General features: G+C 73.8%; 11 protein-coding genes and 2 pseudogenes. 5 read left to right on the top strand and 8 right to left on the bottom strand.

Going from position 1 to position 15,559, the window contains the following annotated elements; all coding sequences use genetic code 11:
* Positions 1-746: 746 nt before the first annotated feature.
* A complete protein-coding gene (katG, locus tag ACH9D2_RS12595; protein WP_396363148.1) occupies positions 747-2,954 on the top strand; it encodes a catalase/peroxidase HPI in 2,208 nt (735 codons plus the stop codon).
* Here katG and ACH9D2_RS12590 read toward each other — a convergent pair.
* The 3 genes and pseudogenes from ACH9D2_RS12590 to ACH9D2_RS12580 all read right to left on the bottom strand — a co-directional run bounded on the left by ACH9D2_RS12590 (position 2,923) and on the right by ACH9D2_RS12580 (position 6,951).
* A complete protein-coding gene (locus ACH9D2_RS12590) occupies positions 2,923-4,425 on the bottom strand; it encodes an FAD-dependent monooxygenase (RefSeq protein ID WP_396363147.1) in 1,503 nt (500 codons plus the stop codon). The two genes, katG and ACH9D2_RS12590, sit on opposite strands and share 32 nt — an antisense overlap.
* 148 nt (positions 4,426-4,573) lie before the next feature.
* Positions 4,574-4,888, bottom strand: a pseudogene (locus tag ACH9D2_RS12585) (IclR family transcriptional regulator domain-containing protein); the annotation flags it as partial.
* An 857-nt stretch (positions 4,889-5,745) separates the two neighbouring features.
* Entirely contained in the window at positions 5,746-6,951 is a 1,206-nt protein-coding gene (locus ACH9D2_RS12580; protein WP_396363146.1) for an FAD-dependent monooxygenase, read from the bottom strand.
* Positions 6,952-7,220: 269 nt separating this feature from the next.
* On the opposite strand from ACH9D2_RS12580, the gene ACH9D2_RS12575 reads away from it, so the two are divergent.
* The 3 genes and pseudogenes from ACH9D2_RS12575 to ACH9D2_RS12565 all read left to right on the top strand — a co-directional run bounded on the left by ACH9D2_RS12575 (position 7,221) and on the right by ACH9D2_RS12565 (position 10,705).
* Positions 7,221-8,396: a helix-turn-helix domain-containing protein gene (locus ACH9D2_RS12575; RefSeq protein WP_396363145.1), complete on the top strand. Its 1,176-nt coding sequence runs from the start codon at positions 7,221-7,223 to the stop codon at positions 8,394-8,396.
* Between the two features lie 61 nt (positions 8,397-8,457).
* Positions 8,458-9,077, top strand: a pseudogene (locus tag ACH9D2_RS12570) (class I SAM-dependent methyltransferase).
* A gap of 164 nt (positions 9,078-9,241) precedes the next feature.
* Positions 9,242-10,705 carry a protein adenylyltransferase SelO family protein gene (locus ACH9D2_RS12565; protein WP_396363144.1) on the top strand — a complete coding sequence of 488 codons (1,464 nt, stop codon included), beginning with the start codon at positions 9,242-9,244 and terminating at the stop codon, positions 10,703-10,705.
* A 100-nt stretch (positions 10,706-10,805) separates the two neighbouring features.
* On the opposite strand, the gene ACH9D2_RS12560 is transcribed toward ACH9D2_RS12565, so the two are convergent.
* The 3 genes from ACH9D2_RS12560 to ACH9D2_RS12550 all read right to left on the bottom strand — a co-directional run bounded on the left by ACH9D2_RS12560 (position 10,806) and on the right by ACH9D2_RS12550 (position 13,534).
* On the bottom strand, positions 10,806-11,756 hold the full coding sequence (locus tag ACH9D2_RS12560) for a helix-turn-helix transcriptional regulator (RefSeq protein WP_396363143.1): 951 nt from the start codon (positions 11,754-11,756) through the stop codon (positions 10,806-10,808).
* Between the two features lie 32 nt (positions 11,757-11,788).
* Positions 11,789-12,745, bottom strand: a complete 957-nt coding sequence (locus ACH9D2_RS12555) for a helix-turn-helix domain-containing protein (RefSeq protein ID WP_396363142.1) — start codon at positions 12,743-12,745, stop codon at positions 11,789-11,791.
* A gap of 63 nt (positions 12,746-12,808) precedes the next feature.
* The gene (locus ACH9D2_RS12550) at positions 12,809-13,534 is read right to left on the bottom strand and encodes a hypothetical protein (RefSeq protein WP_396363141.1); all 726 of its coding nucleotides are present in this window, start codon (positions 13,532-13,534) and stop codon (positions 12,809-12,811) included.
* 177 nt (positions 13,535-13,711) lie between these two features.
* Between ACH9D2_RS12550 and ACH9D2_RS12545 the strand changes: the two genes are divergently transcribed.
* The gene (locus ACH9D2_RS12545; RefSeq protein WP_396363140.1) at positions 13,712-13,924 is read left to right on the top strand and encodes a hypothetical protein; all 213 of its coding nucleotides are present in this window, start codon (positions 13,712-13,714) and stop codon (positions 13,922-13,924) included.
* Positions 13,925-13,940: 16 nt separating this feature from the next.
* On the opposite strand, the gene ACH9D2_RS12540 is transcribed toward ACH9D2_RS12545, so the two are convergent.
* Both ACH9D2_RS12540 and ACH9D2_RS12535 read right to left on the bottom strand, forming a co-directional pair.
* Complete coding sequence (locus ACH9D2_RS12540; protein ID WP_396363139.1) at positions 13,941-14,207, bottom strand: NINE protein; 267 nt, start codon at positions 14,205-14,207, stop codon at positions 13,941-13,943.
* Between the two features lie 35 nt (positions 14,208-14,242).
* Entirely contained in the window at positions 14,243-15,373 is a 1,131-nt protein-coding gene (locus ACH9D2_RS12535; RefSeq protein ID WP_396363138.1) for an excalibur calcium-binding domain-containing protein, read from the bottom strand.
* Between the last annotated feature and the right edge of the window lie 186 nt (positions 15,374-15,559).

Genomic DNA, 15,559 nt, shown 5'->3' with positions numbered 1-15,559 from the left:
CTGTCACGGTGTGGTCACCGCCCGCTGCTGGACAGCGCCGCCGGCCGGATTCCCGAGGACGGTCCCGAGGACCCGACCGTGACCGGCGGCGCGCTGCCCCGGCGGACAGCGGCCATCTCGACGTGCGGACGGGCATCGTCGTGGACGTCACCCCGTTGGACCTCACCCCGTGGGACGGCGCCGGAGGCAGCAGCCTCAGGAACGAGATCCACACCGTCGACGAGCCTCTCGCCCCACCGCGGTGAAGGACCGAGCCGCTACGGAAGTCTCCCGGCGAACGGCATCGGCGGTCCCGGACCGTTCACGGCTCCGGTTGCTCCGGACCGGACGTCCGGCGGAAAGGGGCACGCGCGCCGGTGTCGACGCAGCCGGTCTCGGGAACCGCGGATCCTTGACGGGCTCCGGACCGGCCACGAGACTTTGAGGGGTGGACGCACAGCTGGATTCCCAGCAGCTCCCTCGGAGCACCGCCCAGCGGGTCGACCCGACTCCGCCGGCGGTCCCGAAGGCCGTGCAGCCGCACGCCGCCACGGCCCCGCTCGACCGCGGCGTCCGACCTGCTCTCCGCGCTCTGCCGCCCCGGGCCGCGCACCACGCCCTCCGGTGGTCGGCCGGCGTCACCTCGCGCCCGACAGCGTCCGGCGCCCACGTCGTGTCCGCCGACGCATCCGGGCCGTCCACGGGGAGCGAATCCTCTGCCGCGGGACCGGCTCCGGACCGGCACCGCCATCCTGGAAGGAAGACCCATGTCCCCGACACCTGATGCTCCCGTGCACGGCAGCGAGAGCGAGAACCCGGCGATCGACGCACCCACCCCCAAGACCGGTCAGCCGCGCACGGTCCAGGACTGGTGGCCCAACCAGCTGGACCTCAACGTCCTGCGGAAGCACTCGACCACGACCGACCCGCTGGGCCCCGACTTCGACTACGCGAGCGAGTTCGCGACGCTCGACGTCGAGGAGCTCAAGAGAGACCTGACCGAGCTCATGACCACCTCGCAGGACTGGTGGCCGGCCGACTTCGGGCACTACGGAGGCCTGTTCATCCGGATGAGCTGGCACTCGGCCGGCACCTATCGGACCGCGGACGGCCGCGGGGGCGCCGGGGAGGGCGCCCAGCGCTTCGCCCCGCTCAACAGCTGGCCGGACAACGCCAACCTGGACAAGGCCCGGCGCCTGCTGTGGCCGGTCAAGCAGAAGTACGGCCGGAAGATCTCGTGGGCCGACCTGCTGGTGCTCGCCGGGAACGTCGCCCTCGAGTCGATGGGTTTCAAGACGTTCGGCTTCGGCTTCGGCCGCGAGGACGTCTGGGAGCCCGAGGAGATGTTCTGGGGCCCGGAGGACACCTGGCTCGGCGACGAGCGCTACGCCGGCGACCGCGAGCTCACGGGCGCGCTGGCCGCGGTGCAGATGGGGCTGATCTACGTCAATCCGGAGGGCCCCAACGGCAACCCCGACCCGATCGCGTCCGCGAGGGACATCCGCGAGACGTTCGCCCGCATGGCGATGAACGACGAGGAGACGGTCGCGCTGATCGCTGGCGGGCACTCCTTCGGCAAGACCCACGGCGCCGGTCCCGCCGACCACGTGGGTCCCGAGCCCGAGGCCTGCCCGGTCACGGGCCAGGGCCTGGGCTGGAGGAGCACCTACGGGACGGGCAAGGGCGCGGACACGATCACCAGCGGCCTGGAGGTGACCTGGACCAGCACCCCGACCCAGTGGGGCAACGGCTTCTTCGGCAACCTCTTCGACCACGAGTGGGAGCTGACCGAGAGCCCCGCCGGGGCGCACCAGTGGGTCGCCAAGGACGCCGACGAGAACGTCCCGGACGCCTTCGACCCGGACAAGAAGCACCGGCCGACGATGCTGACCACCGATCTCGCGCTCCGGGCGGACCCGGAGTACGAGAAGATCTCGCGGCGGTTCCACGAGCACCCGGACGAGTTCGCCCAGGCGTTCGCCAAGGCCTGGTACAAGCTGCTGCACCGCGACATGGGCCCGGTCACCCGCTACCTGGGACCGTGGGTGCCGGAGCCGCAGCTGTGGCAGGACCCGGTCCCGGCGGTCGACCACGACCTGATCGGGGACGACGAGGTCGCCACCCTGAAGGAGACGCTCCTCGGCTCGGGGCTGACCGTGTCGCAGCTGGCCTCCACCGCGTGGGCCTCGGCGGCCGGCTTCCGTGGCACCGACAACCGGGGCGGGGCCAACGGCGCCCGCATCCGCCTCGAGCCGCAGCGCGGCTGGGAGGCCAACGAGCCGGAGCGGCTGGCCGAGGCGCTGCGCGTTCTCGAGCAGGTCCAGCAGGACTTCAACGGCGCCCGCTCGGACGGCAAGAAGGTCTCGCTGGCCGACCTGATCGTCCTCGGCGGCTGCGCGGCCGTCGAACAGGCGGCCCGGAACGCCGGGCACCGGATCCAGGTCCCGTTCCGGCCCGGGCGCACGGACGCCACGCAGGAGCAGACCGACGTCGAATCCTTCGCCGTGCTCGAGCCGCAGGCCGACGGCTTCCGGAACTTCGTGAAGTCCGACGTGCAGCTCTCGCCCGAGACGCTGCTCCTCGACCGCGCCTACATGCTGAACCTCACCGCCCCGGAGATGACGGTCCTGGTGGGCGGCATGCGGAGCCTGGGAACGAACCACGGGCAGACGGAGCACGGTGTCCTCACCGACCGCAAGGAGGCACTGACCAACGACTTCTTCGTCAATCTCCTCGCGGCCGGCACGGAGTGGAGGCCGTCCGGGTCGGCGGAGGACGTCTTCGAGATCCGCGATCTCGCCACGGACGAGCTCAGGTGGACGGCCACCGCGGCCGACCTGGTCTTCGGCTCGCACTCCCAGCTGCGGGCGATCTCGGAGGTCTACGCCAGTGCGGACGCCCAGGAGAAGTTCGTGCGCGACTTCGTCACCGCGTGGACCAAGGTCATGGAGCTCGACCGGTTCGACCTCCGCTGAGAACAGGGGCCCCGGGGAGAGGGCCGAACCACGTGCTGAGCGCGTCCTCGAGCCCTGAGCGGTCTCCGTCGCCCGTCCAGGCCACATGTCCGTCCGGCCGGACCAGCACCATCGTGGGCGCGGGGACGGTGCCGAGCACCGGCAGCTCCCAGGCACCGGCGTACTCAGCGGTGACCAGCTGGACACGCTCCGCCCAGGGCCCGACGTCGACACCGCTCCCGTCACCGAGGTCGAGGAGCACGGGCCGGGCCTCGTGCAGGAAGGAGTACACCCGGGTCGGACCACCGGCCGTGCGGAGGTCCAGATCGGGCATGCGCCGTCCCAGCAGGGGGTGTCCCGCGCCGAGGTCGTAGTGGATGTCCAGACCGGACATCATCCCGGCCCAGCGCCGCCGTGGCTCGTCCATGCCCAGCAGCTCGGCGACCGTCTCGCCCACGGCCCGGGTGCGATCGTCCGGGCGGCGCAGCGCGACCTGGGCCATCGTCAGGCGCAGCACGCGCGCGGCCACCGGGTGGCGCTCGGCGTGGTAGCTGTCCAGCAGGTTCTCCGGCGAGGTCCCCGCGACCACCCGGGCCAGCTTCCAACCGAGGTTCACCGCGTCCTGCACCCCGGTGTTGAGGCCCTGTCCGCCGTCCGGGGCGTGCACGTGCGCGGCGTCGCCGGCCAGCAGGACCCGTCCTTCCCGGTAGGACGCGGCCTGCCGGGTCGTGTCGGTGAACCGGGAGATCCAGCGGGGACCGTGCACCCCGTAGTCCGTCCCGTACACCGCGATCAGCGCCTCGCTGAGATCGCGCAGGGTGGGCTCGCGCCCGGGCCCGACGTGCTGCTCGGTCACCATGACCCCCGCCGGCCCTCCGTCCTCGGGCCGGCGAAAGGCATGCTTGCCGACGGCGTCCTGGTGGATGCCCCACTCCGGCTCCTCGGCGAGCTCGACCTCGGCGAGCAGGCTGCTGGTCGTCGGATCCCACCCCGGGAACTCGATCCCCGCCGCCCTGCGGATCCGGCTTCGTCCTCCGTCGCACCCCACGAGGTAGAGGGCCCGCAGCCGCCGGCCGTCGGACAGTTCCACGTCGGCGCCGGTGCCGTCCTGGGCGACGCCCGTCACCTCGTGCCCGTAGCGGACCGGCACCCCCAGGTCACGGACCCAGCCCGCCAGCAGCCGCTCGATGTGGTTCTGCCACAGCGCCAGCCCGTAGGGATGGCGGGTGGGGAAGTCGCCGATGTCCAGCGGAACGCCGGCGAACCCGGCGACCTGCGCCGTCGTTCCCTCCGCGAGGAACCGGCCGGCGATGCCGCGCTGGTCGAGAACCTCGATGCTCCGCGCGTGCAGCCCGCCGGCGCGCGAGCCGACGAGGTCCTGACCGGCCCGCCGTTCGAGGACGACGACGTCGACCCCCGCCAGCGCCAGCTCGCCCGCCAGCATCAGTCCTGTCGGTCCTCCACCGACGACCACCACCTCGTGCTCGTCCATCTGCTGCTCCTCGGTCCGCAGGTCCCGCTCCCGGCCCGAGCATTCTGCGGCGCGCAGGGGGTCTTGCCACAAGCCCCCCGGGCCGCTGTAGCTTGGAAGTGGAGGGGAGCAGGCGGGTCCGGTTCGCCGTCGGCCTGCTCGCCGTCGATCAGAGCAGGCCGCCGACCTGACCGGCGGTCTCCTGCAGCGCACGGACGTGGCGTCGCAGGCAGGAGATGCCGCCCCGATCGGCCGGGACGCCCACGGCCAGCGCCGCCACGGTCCTCCCCTCGGCGTCGAGAACGGGCGCCGCCGCGGCGTGCAGCCCATCGAGGCTCTCACCGAGGTCGAGCGCGCAGCCGGACCGACGGATGTCCGCCAGCTCCTCCCGCAGGATCCTCGCGCTCGCGGTGGTGCGCTCGGTCATGCGGGGGAGCCCCGTGTCGAGCAGGGCCCGGGCCGCCTCCGTGCCGGCGGCGGCGAGGAGGACCTTGCCGTCACGCGGAGGGAGTCCTGGTCGCGGAGCAGCAGGAGCAGCCGCAGGGCGCTGGAGACGGACGCGACGGCGTACGGCGGCAGCTCCGGTTCGTTCTGCAGGTCAGAAAGGGCGGCTGACCAGTCCCGGCCTGCGCAGCACCTGCCCGGCGTGGATTCCCACGGGACCACGAGGACAGGGCACCCGCCGCGGGCGAGGAGAGCAGGCCATGACACGTCCGGACGAGAGCGCCGCGGCCACGGGGCCCGGCGCGGACACCCGGGTGGCGGTCGTCGGCGCCGGCATCGGCGGCCTGGTCCTGGCGCTCGAGCTGCACCGGCTGGGCATCCCGTGCCGCGTCCACGAACCGGCACCGGGAATCCGGCCGCTGGGCGTGGGGATCGACCTGCTCCCGCGCGGACAGGCCGACGCGGCGTGGGAGATCGAGCCCTTCGTCACCCTCGGCGCGGAGTCCGGGGGCCCGCCCCGTCCTCCGGCCGTACGCAGAGGCCCGCCCCGGCCTGATGGTCGGGATCTTCCTGGCGACCCAGGAGTACCACGCGCAGAACCCGGAGGTCATCGAGGCCTTCCGGAACGGACTCGAGGCCACCGCCGAGTCCGTCGCGGGACACCCGGACGCGTTCCGCGCCGCGCTGCCCGACCTGGCCCGCGAGACGCCCGAGGTCGCCGAGTCCGTGGTCCTGCCGCAGTCGAAGTCCGAGATCGACGTCGAGTCCCTCGAGTTCATCGAGGAGCAGGTGCGGGAGCACGAGCTCATCAGCGAGCCGGTGCACATCGACGCCGTCGTCGCGGACCGAACGGACCGACAGCGCTCCGGCCGGCCCGCGGCGACAGGCCGGTCCACGTCAGAGCCAGGTACCGCCGCCCTCGTCGTCGGGCACGTCGACGTCGGCGCGGAAGCCGTGGATCCAGGCCAGGTGCCGGTCGACGGCGCCGGGGTGCCCCAGCCGGGCGTTGCGCTCGTCCGCGCGCTCGCCGTCGGGCAGGTGGAGGACGTCGGCCGTGGTGATGGAGGCGTACTGCACCTTGCGGGTCCGTCCGCGGCGTAGCCGCTCGTACTGCTCGCGCGCCGCGTCCCAGTCGGTGCTCCCGGCGAGCTGGTCGGCCAGTACGATCGCGTCCTCGATCGACTGGTTGGCGCCCTGCCCGTGGTGCGGCACGAGCGCGTGGGCGGCGTCGCCCAGCAGCGTCACACGGCCACGGGACCACCGGGACAGGGGCGGGCGGTGGAAGAGGGCCCAGCGCTCCGTGACGGGCACGGCGGAGACCATCTGCCGGACCGCCGGGTGCCAGCCGCGGAACCGCTCGAGGTGGGATCCTTCGTCGACCGGCACGACCCAGCGCCGGTGCGGCCAGGGGGAGGGGGAGCGTTCCACGAGGAAGAAGTTCTGGTCGCCGCCGCCGATCGGGTAGTGGAGCAGGTGCGCGCCGGGGCCCATCCAGAACTGGATGGCCCCGGGATCGGGCAGCTCGGACAGCGCCTCGGGCGGGACGATGCCGCGGGAGGCGCTGGTCCCGGAGTACAGCGCGTCGTCGTAGCCCAGCAGCAGCCTCCGGGTGGTGGAGCGGGCCCCGTCCGCACCGATGACCAGGTCGGCCTCGGCCGTGCTGCCGTCCTCGAAGCGCAGCACCGCGGCCGCGCCGCCGTCGTCGACGTCGACCAGGCGCTTGCGCAGGTGCAGGCCGTCCGTCCCGAGGGCGCCGGAGAGGATCTGCTGCAGGTCGGCGCGGTGGATTCCCACGTACGGGGCGCCGAAGCGCTCGCGGTAGCCCGTGCCGTGCCGGCCGATCAGCCGGCCGTCGCGCCCGTCGCGGAAGACCAGCGCCTCGACCTCCGCCCACCTGGTGCTCAGCCGCTCCTCGAGCCCGAACCGCTCGAGGAAGAAGCGGGTCGCGTTGGCGGACAGCGCCACGGCGGCCCCCACCTCGCGCAGCTCCTCGGCCGCCTCGTACACCTCGACATCGAGGCCGCGGCGGCGCAGCTCGATGGCCAGCGTCAGCCCGCCGATGCCCGCGCCGACGACGGCGATGCGCCTCCCGGTGGTCGTCATTCGTGATCCTCTCCTCGTGCTCAGCAGCTCGTGCCGCGAAGCTCGTGCTCCCGAGCTCGTGCGGCGGGGCTCCTGCTGCGGGGCTCGTGCCGCGAAGCTCGTTCTCCGCATCTCCTGCTCCGACCGTAGCCAGTGCTCGCCCTCACCCTCTTCGGACAGCTGTGGGAAGATCGGGACGATCCACTGGACACCATGTCCGACAGGCGGTGCAGCGCTCCCCACGGTGCGCGGCCGCCTGCCCGCCGTAGCCGAGGAGCCACCGACCACCTGTGCACCGGACCCCCGACCTGGACGACTCGCTCCAGGACCTCTCCGAACGAGCTGCCCGCCGGCTGATCGTCCTCGACACCGCCATGCGCGTCGTCGCCTGGTCGATCCACGAGTCCGACGACGAGCGGTGCCGGCTCTCGGCCGCCCTCGCGCACAGCGACTCGTGGGACGTCCCCGCCGCCGGCCCCGACGGCTTCTCGGTCGAGGACGTCCCGGAGCTGGGCCGGTGCCTGGTCATCTCGCTGCACGACCACCGCCACCGCGTGGGGCACCTGCTCACCGTCCTGGACGGTCCGCGGTCCCCGTCCACGGACGAGGTCCGGGTGCTGCTCGACGAGGCGCCCGCCCTCGGCGTCCTGCTGTCCCTGCGGACGCTCTACGCGGCGCGGGACCGGGACCGGGCGCGGACCCTGCTCACAGCCCTCGTCGCCGGCGACCCGGCGCGCCGGCCAGGAGCCGCCGAGGCCCTGGTGGGGGAGGGACTGCTGGGCTCGTCGCGGCAGTACTGCGCCGTGGTCCTCGGCGCGGACCCGCTCGCTGCCGCACCGGACGAGACGGGCCGGACCGTGCTGGCCGTGCACCGGACCCTCGACTTCGTGGCCAGGAGCTCGACCGCGTCCGTGGTGGGCTCGACCTTCGACGACGGCACCGGCGTCCTCGTCTTCCCCCGGCCCGTCGTCGTCCCCCGCCTGGCGCGCATCCTCACCCGGCCCGACGTCGACACCGTGCGCGCCGGCATCGGTCCCGTGGTCGACAACCTGCTCGACGTGCACCGCTCGTTCCGCCTCGCGCGCCGCACGTGGCGCACCCTGTGGCTGGATCCCCCCACCCACGGACCGGTCGGCACCTGGGGCGACGCCGGACTGGACGGGCTGCTGGCCCTGCTGCCGCTCGAGTCGATGACGGCCGAAGACCTGCCGCCTCAGGTGCGCCGCGTCCTGGCCGCCGGTGTGGCCCCGGAGCTCCTGCGGACGCTGGAGACCTACCTCGACTGCGGGGCCGACGCGCAGCGGACCGCCGCCGCGCTGCACATCCACCGCTCGACGTTCTACTACCGGCTCGACCGGCTCAAGGAGCGCCTCGACCTGGACTTCGACGACGGGCGCACCCGCAACGAGCTCCACGTCGGGCTCCGCGTCGCCCGGCTCGCGCGCCTGCGGCCACCAGGACCGTGACGCGCGTCCGCCCGTCCGGCGACGGCGCCGGGCACCACCGGTCGGGCGGTATCCTGGCCGGGTGGCAGAGCAGAGCATGTGGATGCAGAAGGTGCGGGCGGATCCCGGGCACTCGTCGTGGTACGTCGAGCGGTTCCGGGCCCTGGCGGCCGCCGGTGAGGACATCGTGGGGGAGGCGCGGCTGGTCGAGGCCATGGTCCCGCCCGGGTCCCGGATCCTCGACGCCGGGTGCGGGCCCGGCCGGCTGGGCGGCCACCTGCACCGCAGCGGGCACACCGTCGTCGGGGNGGGGTCGACGTCGACCCCGCCCTGATCGCCGCCGCGCAGGAGGACCACTCCGGTCCCCGGTGGCTCGTGGGCGACCTGGCGGAGCTGGACCTGCCGGCCCGGGGCGTGCCGGAGCCCTTCGACGCCGTCGTCTGCGCCGGCAACGTGATGGCCTTCCTGGCCCCCAGCACGCGCACCGAGGTGCTGCGCCGGTTCCGCCGCCACCTGACCGCCGACGGGCGGGTGGCCGTGGGCTTCGGCGCCGGCCGCGGCTATCCGTTCCCGGAGTTCCTGCGGGACGCCGAGCGGGCCGGGCTCGTGCCCGACCTGCTGCTGTCGACCTGGGACCTGCGCCCGTACCGGGAGGACAGCGACTTCCTCGTGGCCGTGCTGCGGGCCGCGGCGCGGCCCTGATCCCGTGCTGCGGCGCTGGTCCTGCAGCGCGGCACTGGCCCTGCGACGCGGCACTGAGGCGGTGGTGCGGCCCGGATTCCGTGGTGCGGCTCTGAACCTTGCGGTGCGGCCCGGATTCCGCCGGCCCCTCGGCAGCACCGGGTCCTCCGGGTAGCGTGGACCGTGTGAGCACCGCACCCCTGTCCACCGTAGTCCTCGAGAGCCGCTTCGCCCAGGAACTGGAGGAGCTGTCCGTGCCGTGGCGCGCCGACGACGTCGCCGACCCCCGGCTGCTGGTCCTCAACGAGCCCCTGGCCGCCGAGCTGGGACTGGACCCCGCGTGGCTTCGGAGCCCGGAGGGCGCACGCTTGCTGGTCGGCAACCTCGTGCCCCGCGGGGCGACCCCGGTGGCGCAGGCCTACTCCGGGCACCAGTTCGGCTCGTTCTCCCCGCGCCTCGGCGACGGGCGCGCCCTCCTGCTGGGCGAGATCGTGGACGCCGGCGGCCGGCGCCGCGACCTGCACCTCAAGGGCTCCGGGCGGACGCCCTTCGCCCGTGGGGGCGACGGTCTCGCGGCGGTCGGCCCGATGCTGCGCGAGTACGTGCTGAGCGAGGCGATGCACGCCCTGGGCGTCCCCACGACCCGGTCCCTCGCCGTGGTGGCCACGGGACGGCAGGTGCGCCGCGAGACCCTGCTGCCGGGGGCCGTGCTCACCCGCGTGGCGAGCAGCCACCTGCGCGTGGGCAGCTTCCAGTACGTCCGCGCCACTGGAGACACCGACCTCCTGCGCCGGCTCGCCGACCACGCCATCGGCCGCCACCACCCCGACGCCGCCGGTGCGGAGAACCCGTATCTCGCGTTGTTCGAGGCGGTGGTCGTCGCCCAGGCGGCGCTCGTGGCCCGGTGGATGCTCCTGGGGTTCGTGCACGGGGTGATGAACACCGACAACACGACCATCTCGGGCGAGACCATCGACTACGGGCCGTGCGCGTTCCTGGACGCCTTCGACCCGGCCACGGTCTACAGCTCGATCGACCACGGCGGTCGCTACTCCTACCGCAACCAGCCCGTCGCCGCCCAGTGGAACCTCGCCCGGCTCGCCGAGGCCCTGCTGCCGCTGTTCGACGAGGACCAGGACCGGGCGGTGTCCATGGCGGAGGAGGCCCTCGAGGCGTTCCCTCGGCAGTACAGCGCGGCCTGGTCGGCGGGGATGCGGTCCAAGCTCGGTCTGCCCGAGGACCTCGACCGCGACGTCGCCTCGTTCCTGGTCGACGACTGGCTCGGGCTGCTCCAGCAGAACCGCGTCGACTGGACCGCGTCCTTCCGCGCCCTGGGCGGGGCCGCCCGCACCGGCGCGCACGCCGCGCGCGACCTGTTCCTGGACCTGCCGGCGTTCGACGCCTGGGCCGAGCGCTGGCGCGCCGTGGGCCCGGACCCCGGGGTCATGGAGCGCGTCAACCCCGTCTACATCCCCCGCAACCACCTCGTCGAGGAGGCCCTCGCCGCCGCCGTCGAGGGCGACCTCGACCCCCTGGGACGGCTCCTGGAGGCGGTGACCGCCCCCTACGACGAGCGCCCCGGCCTGGAGCGCTACGCCGCCGGACCCCCGGACGACTTCGGCACCTACACGACCTACTGCGGGACCTGAGGCGCCGCTGCCGGCCCCCTACCACGACGCGACCCGGGTGCAGGCCGGGCTCTGCCTGAGCAGCCGCGGGACCCGGGCGCCGTCAGGCTCGCCCCCCGGCCTATCCGTGCAGGGTGCGCGCCGGGTTCTCGCCGTAGGCGTGCCGGTGACGGCGGGCGAAGTCCCCGGCGTGGGGGAAGCCCCAGCGCAGGGCGATCGCGCGCACCGTCTCGCCGTCGGCCGGGGCACCGCGCACCAGGTCCCGGTGGGCGGCCGCCAGCCGCAGACCGCGCAGGTGCTCCGCGGGGGTCATCCCCGTCTGCGAGCGGAACACCCGGACGAGCTCGACCGTGCTCAGTCCCACGTGGCGGGCGACGTCCTCGACCGTGACCGGCAGCGACAGCGACGCGTGCATGAACTCCACGGCCTGCCGGTAGGCGGTCTGCCGGGCGGCGACCGAGGTCCGCCGGGCCCTCGGATCGCCGGAGAGGCGGAACGTCTCCAGCGTGGCCACCGACATCCGGCGCCGCAGATCCGCCCGCAGCAGGGGGACGGTGGCGATCGCGGGATCGGTGAGGGCCTCGTGGACGAACTCGTAGGTGTCGGCCCAGTACTTCGCGTGCGCCGGGGACGCGGGCCGGGGATGGTCGAAGGCGACCTCCAGACCCTGGTCGCCGTGGACGGCGCGGGCGGTCTCCCGCAGGGCGGGCAGGTGCAGGTTCAGGGAGTCGACCTCCAGGAACTCCAGTTCGGCCCGGTAGTCCTCGTGCGGCTGGATGACCATCAGACCGGTGCCGCGACGGCCGTCGAGCTCCCAGCGGTGGGTGCCCGTGCGGCGTCGGACCACCGTGAGCGCGTCCTCCAGGACCAGGTTCACCCGTCCACGGCCCCCGAAGTGGAATCGCCCCAGGGTCAGCTCGTCGTCCCCGTCCACGTCCTGGCGGTATGCGAACGCGGGGTCGTCGCGGGGCGTGCGGATCTCCGCCCCCGCGTAGGTCTGCCGGAGTCTGTCGCTGGCGACCTCGGGGTCGGTGGTCGCCACGCGCAGCCGGATGGGCGGCGGGTCTGTCACGTCGTTCCTCCCCGGGGTCCGGTGCGACGCTGTCACGCGTGCAGGGTGGTGGACGGGGCCTGACCGAATCTGTCCCGGTAGGCGGCGGCGAACCGTCCGCGGTGGGTGAAGCCCCACCGGGCGGCGACGGCCTCCACCGTAGTCCCGGTGGTCGGGTCGGCGGCCAGCAGATCACGGTGGACGGCCTCGAGCCGGGCGGAGCGCAGATAGGCGATGGGGGTGGTGTGCAGCTCGCGGCGGAACGCCGCCTGCACCCCGCGGGGGTTCAGCCTCGCCGCCGCGGCGATCTCCGGCAGCCCGATGTCCTCGCTCAGGTTGGCGTCGATGAACGAGACCGCCCGGCGCAGTGCCGCCGGGCGGGGGGCGGGAACGTCGGGCACCGGCGGACCCTGGAGGAAGGTGTTCGGGAAGGTGTGCAGCAGCGCGGTGATCAGGGACCGGGTCATCTCGCCCCGGACGAGGGGACTGCTCATCACCTGGGCGTTGGGCAGCAGATTGCGCTGCAGGTGGGCCACGGAGCTCGACCAGTACCGGGCCATGGCCGGGCTCACGGGGCGGGTGCCGGTGAACTGCAGACGGAAGGAGTCCGCTCCCAGCAGCTGCCCGGCCTGCTCCGCCACCGCGGCGCCGTCCACGGAGACGCTGAACAGATCGAGATCCGCCCAGTAGCTGGTGCACGGGGACTGGGGGAACAGGAACGGGCCCCGGCGCGGGAAGCGGTCGGGGCCGCCGGGGCTGCTCAGCTCGCCGTCCAGCACGTGACCGATCCGCACCACCTCGGCGCACTCGGTGGTCCCCAGGACGGAGGATCCGCCCAGCCGCAGCCGCCCGAAGCTCGCGGGTCCTGCGCCGGTCGAGGAGAGGGACATGGAGAAGGCCCCGCTCCTGATCCACCGCACGTCACGCAGGGCGTAGACCTCGTCCAGCTTGGCCAGGGCCCGGACCGGGTCGAGGGTGGTGAAGACCGCCCGCTGCACACTGTCCCCCATGATGAGCAGGGTACGCCGAGCACGGGGCGCCGTCGACAACCGGACGGCCCGTGCGGATGCCGGTCACCCGCCGATGTACTCCCCGGTCACGCTGTCCACGGTCCCGTTCTCGATGCCCGTGCACTGCGCGACCCCGGCCTCCGTCACCGGATCGTAGTTGACGCAGAAGGCGTCGTAGTAGGGCACCCCGCTCTGCCACGCCGCCAGGGCCTCGTCGTAGGTGAACTTCTCCGGGAAGGGCACCGCCCCCACGTCCGTGTTCACCTGCACCTGGCAGCTGCCGGGCCCGCCCGTGGCGGAGGCCAGGAGCTGGCCGACGGTGTCGACGACGTCGATCCGGTCCTGGCCGGTGTTCATCGCGGACTGGTAGGCACCGCAGATCTCGACGGCGACGGCGCGGTCGTTCACGTCCGCGGTGAGCCGGTGCGCGAAGCCGCCGCCCTGGGCCTCCTGCTGCTCGATCCTGGTCACGGTCCCGGCGTACTGCTGTCCCTCGGGCGTGGCGGAGAACGCGGCCCACGGATCGGCGGGAACGGTTTCCTCGGGCGCAGGGGGAGCGGCCTCGGGCTGCGGCGAGGAGTCCTCGGCCGGCTCGGGAGCCTGCTCCGCGCTCGGCTCGTGGGTCGATGAGGAGGTCGGCTCCGGCGTTGTCCCCCGAACCGTGTCCGTGGGGGAGGGCGAGATCTGGGCGGCGGGGGTGTCCTCCTCGGCCCGGGGCTCGCCTGTACAGCCGGCCAGGGCGAGACCGGATGCGAGGAACAGACTGGTGACGACGGCCTTCGGGCTCATGGGTGCCTCTGCTTCGCTGGGGGGCGGGCTTCCCACTGTAAGCGGCCGGCACGGCGAACCCGGGTTGCCCGCCCGGTTGTCCACCTGGGAGTTGCCCACCCAAGAGGGGTCAGACGGGGCGAGCTGCGCCGTGCCACGATGCGGAGGGCACGCCGTCGAACAGTGAAGGGGGCCGCTTTGCCGCACCAGATGACGCTGATGTTCCTCAACATCGCGCTGACCCTCGTCCTCGTCACGTCGTGCTATCTGCACCTGGACGGCGGCCGGTGGTGGTTCCCCTGCCTGTGGTTCGTGGGCATGGCGGCGGGGTCCCTGTGGGACGCGCTGCCGCACCGCCGCGCCGCGGAGTTCGCCCGCGGCAGCGGCGGACGGGCTGCCTGGCAGAGCTGAGCACGGCGCGACGGCCTCAGAGCCGGCCGGCGTTGATCCGTTCCAGCCGGCGGCCCAGGACGATGCCGTCGGCAAGTGACCAGAGGCCGAGCAGCCCGAGGGTGAGGGTCATCGGCACCGCCGTCCTCCAGTCACCGAGGTAGTAGCGGTGCGCGCCGAAGACCCCGAGGAAGATCCAGAGCAGCCAGGCCGTCGTCGGATCCTTCGGGGACCGCTGCGGGCGGGGCGCCCGTCCCGGAGCGGACGCCGCCGTGGAAGCGGGGGCGCAGCGTGCGGCGGACATCTCCGGCCCTCGTCCCTTCTGTCGTCGCTGTCGTCCTACTCGCACGCGACGCCGTCCCCGTCACGGTCCATGGCGTCGCGGTAGCCGGGGTCCCCGCGGTGCAGCGGGGCGGCGCCGGCCTCCCGGGCGGCCGTGCAGTTGGCGTAGTGGACGTCCGCAGGGGCGGGCGCCTGGGCGTCCGGAGCCTCCTGGCCCTCGGCGGGGGCCGGAGCGGGCTCCGGAGCGGTCCCGGCGCCTCCGGGGATGTCGCCGAACGGGATGCCGCCGGGCAGCTGCTGGTCCGGGCAGCCCGCGAGCACCTCGGCCATGGCGTCCTTCTCCGGTGCCGTGACCCATAGGTCGTAGCGGGACTTCACCGCGATCTGCACGGCCACCATGTCGCAGGCGTACGCCCGGTTCGGAGGCAGCCACTCGGAGGCGTCCTGGTCGGACTTCGACCCGTTGGTCGGGCCGTCCACCGCCAGCAGGTTCAGCGGATCGTTGGCGAGGGCCACGCGGTCGGCCTGGGAGAGCCGGCGCGCCCCGGTGACCCAGGCGTTGCCGAGCGAGACGACGTGGTCCACCTGGACGTCGTTGGAGGTCGCGACTCCGCGCACGAAGTCGATGCTCGCCCCGGTGTAGGGGTCGGCGAGGGTGCCGGTGTCGACCCTGCACCCGTCCGCGGACGTGATGCCGGTCAGGCCCCGGGCGAGGACCTCGTTGCGGGAGTCCTCGCAGTCGCCGTCGGCGTCGATCCATCCGCCGAACAGGGCGTCACGGTCGTAGTCGGACATCGTCCCGGCGGCGGCCACCGGCAGGTCCTCCAGAGCCAGGAACGCCCCCGAGGGCGGGGCGACCGCACGGACGGGGGTCTCCGACGGCTCCGGGGACGAGGCCGGCGCCGGGGCGACCGTGGTGACCGATCCCGGGGTCCGCGAGGCCGTGGGCGAGGGAACGGTGCTGGGCGTGGCGCTCGCGGACGGGGTGGCGGGCACCGTCGTCACCGTCCCCGGGACGGGGCCGGCGACCGGGTCGGTGGACGCGGTGCTGGAGGCGCAGCCGGCGACCAGCCCGATCGCCAGGGTGAGGTGCAGCGGCACGGCCACGATCCACTTGCCCACGGCGAAACCGCGGCGGGAGGCCACGTCCGGTCCCGGGACAGGGGAGGAGGAGGGGATGTTGCTCATGGTGCTCCTGGGGGGAGTGGGGGGAAGCGCGCCCGGGGGAACTGCGCGCGTCGGGGGAACGCGCGCGAGGCACCCTCCTGTTCTACGCCCGGTGCCCGTCCGGCGCCGGACGGCACGCCGCAGATGACGGCCACAGGCGCGAGTGTGACGCCGCTGCGGGCCGCACCGGCCGGGGACCCCGCCCCC

This window comes from Kocuria rhizosphaericola (assembly GCF_044462205.1).
Classification (GTDB): domain Bacteria; phylum Actinomycetota; class Actinomycetes; order Actinomycetales; family Micrococcaceae; genus Kocuria; species Kocuria rhizosphaericola.
This window is presented reverse-complemented; position numbering and strand designations above follow the sequence as displayed.

Coding starts and splice junctions, on each gene's coding strand:
- katG (WP_396363148.1), top strand. CDS start 747: ATGTCCCCGACACCTGATGCTCCCGTGCACGGCAGCGAGAGCGAGAAC.
- ACH9D2_RS12590 (WP_396363147.1), bottom strand. CDS start 4,425: ATGGACGAGCACGAGGTGGTGGTCGTCGGTGGAGGACCGACAGGACTG.
- ACH9D2_RS12580 (WP_396363146.1), bottom strand. CDS start 6,951: ATGACGACCACCGGGAGGCGCATCGCCGTCGTCGGCGCGGGCATCGGC.
- ACH9D2_RS12555 (WP_396363142.1), bottom strand. CDS start 12,745: ATGGGGGACAGTGTGCAGCGGGCGGTCTTCACCACCCTCGACCCGGTC.
- ACH9D2_RS12550 (WP_396363141.1), bottom strand. CDS start 13,534: ATGAGCCCGAAGGCCGTCGTCACCAGTCTGTTCCTCGCATCCGGTCTC.
- ACH9D2_RS12540 (WP_396363139.1), bottom strand. CDS start 14,207: ATGTCCGCCGCACGCTGCGCCCCCGCTTCCACGGCGGCGTCCGCTCCG.
- ACH9D2_RS12535 (WP_396363138.1), bottom strand. CDS start 15,373: ATGAGCAACATCCCCTCCTCCTCCCCTGTCCCGGGACCGGACGTGGCC.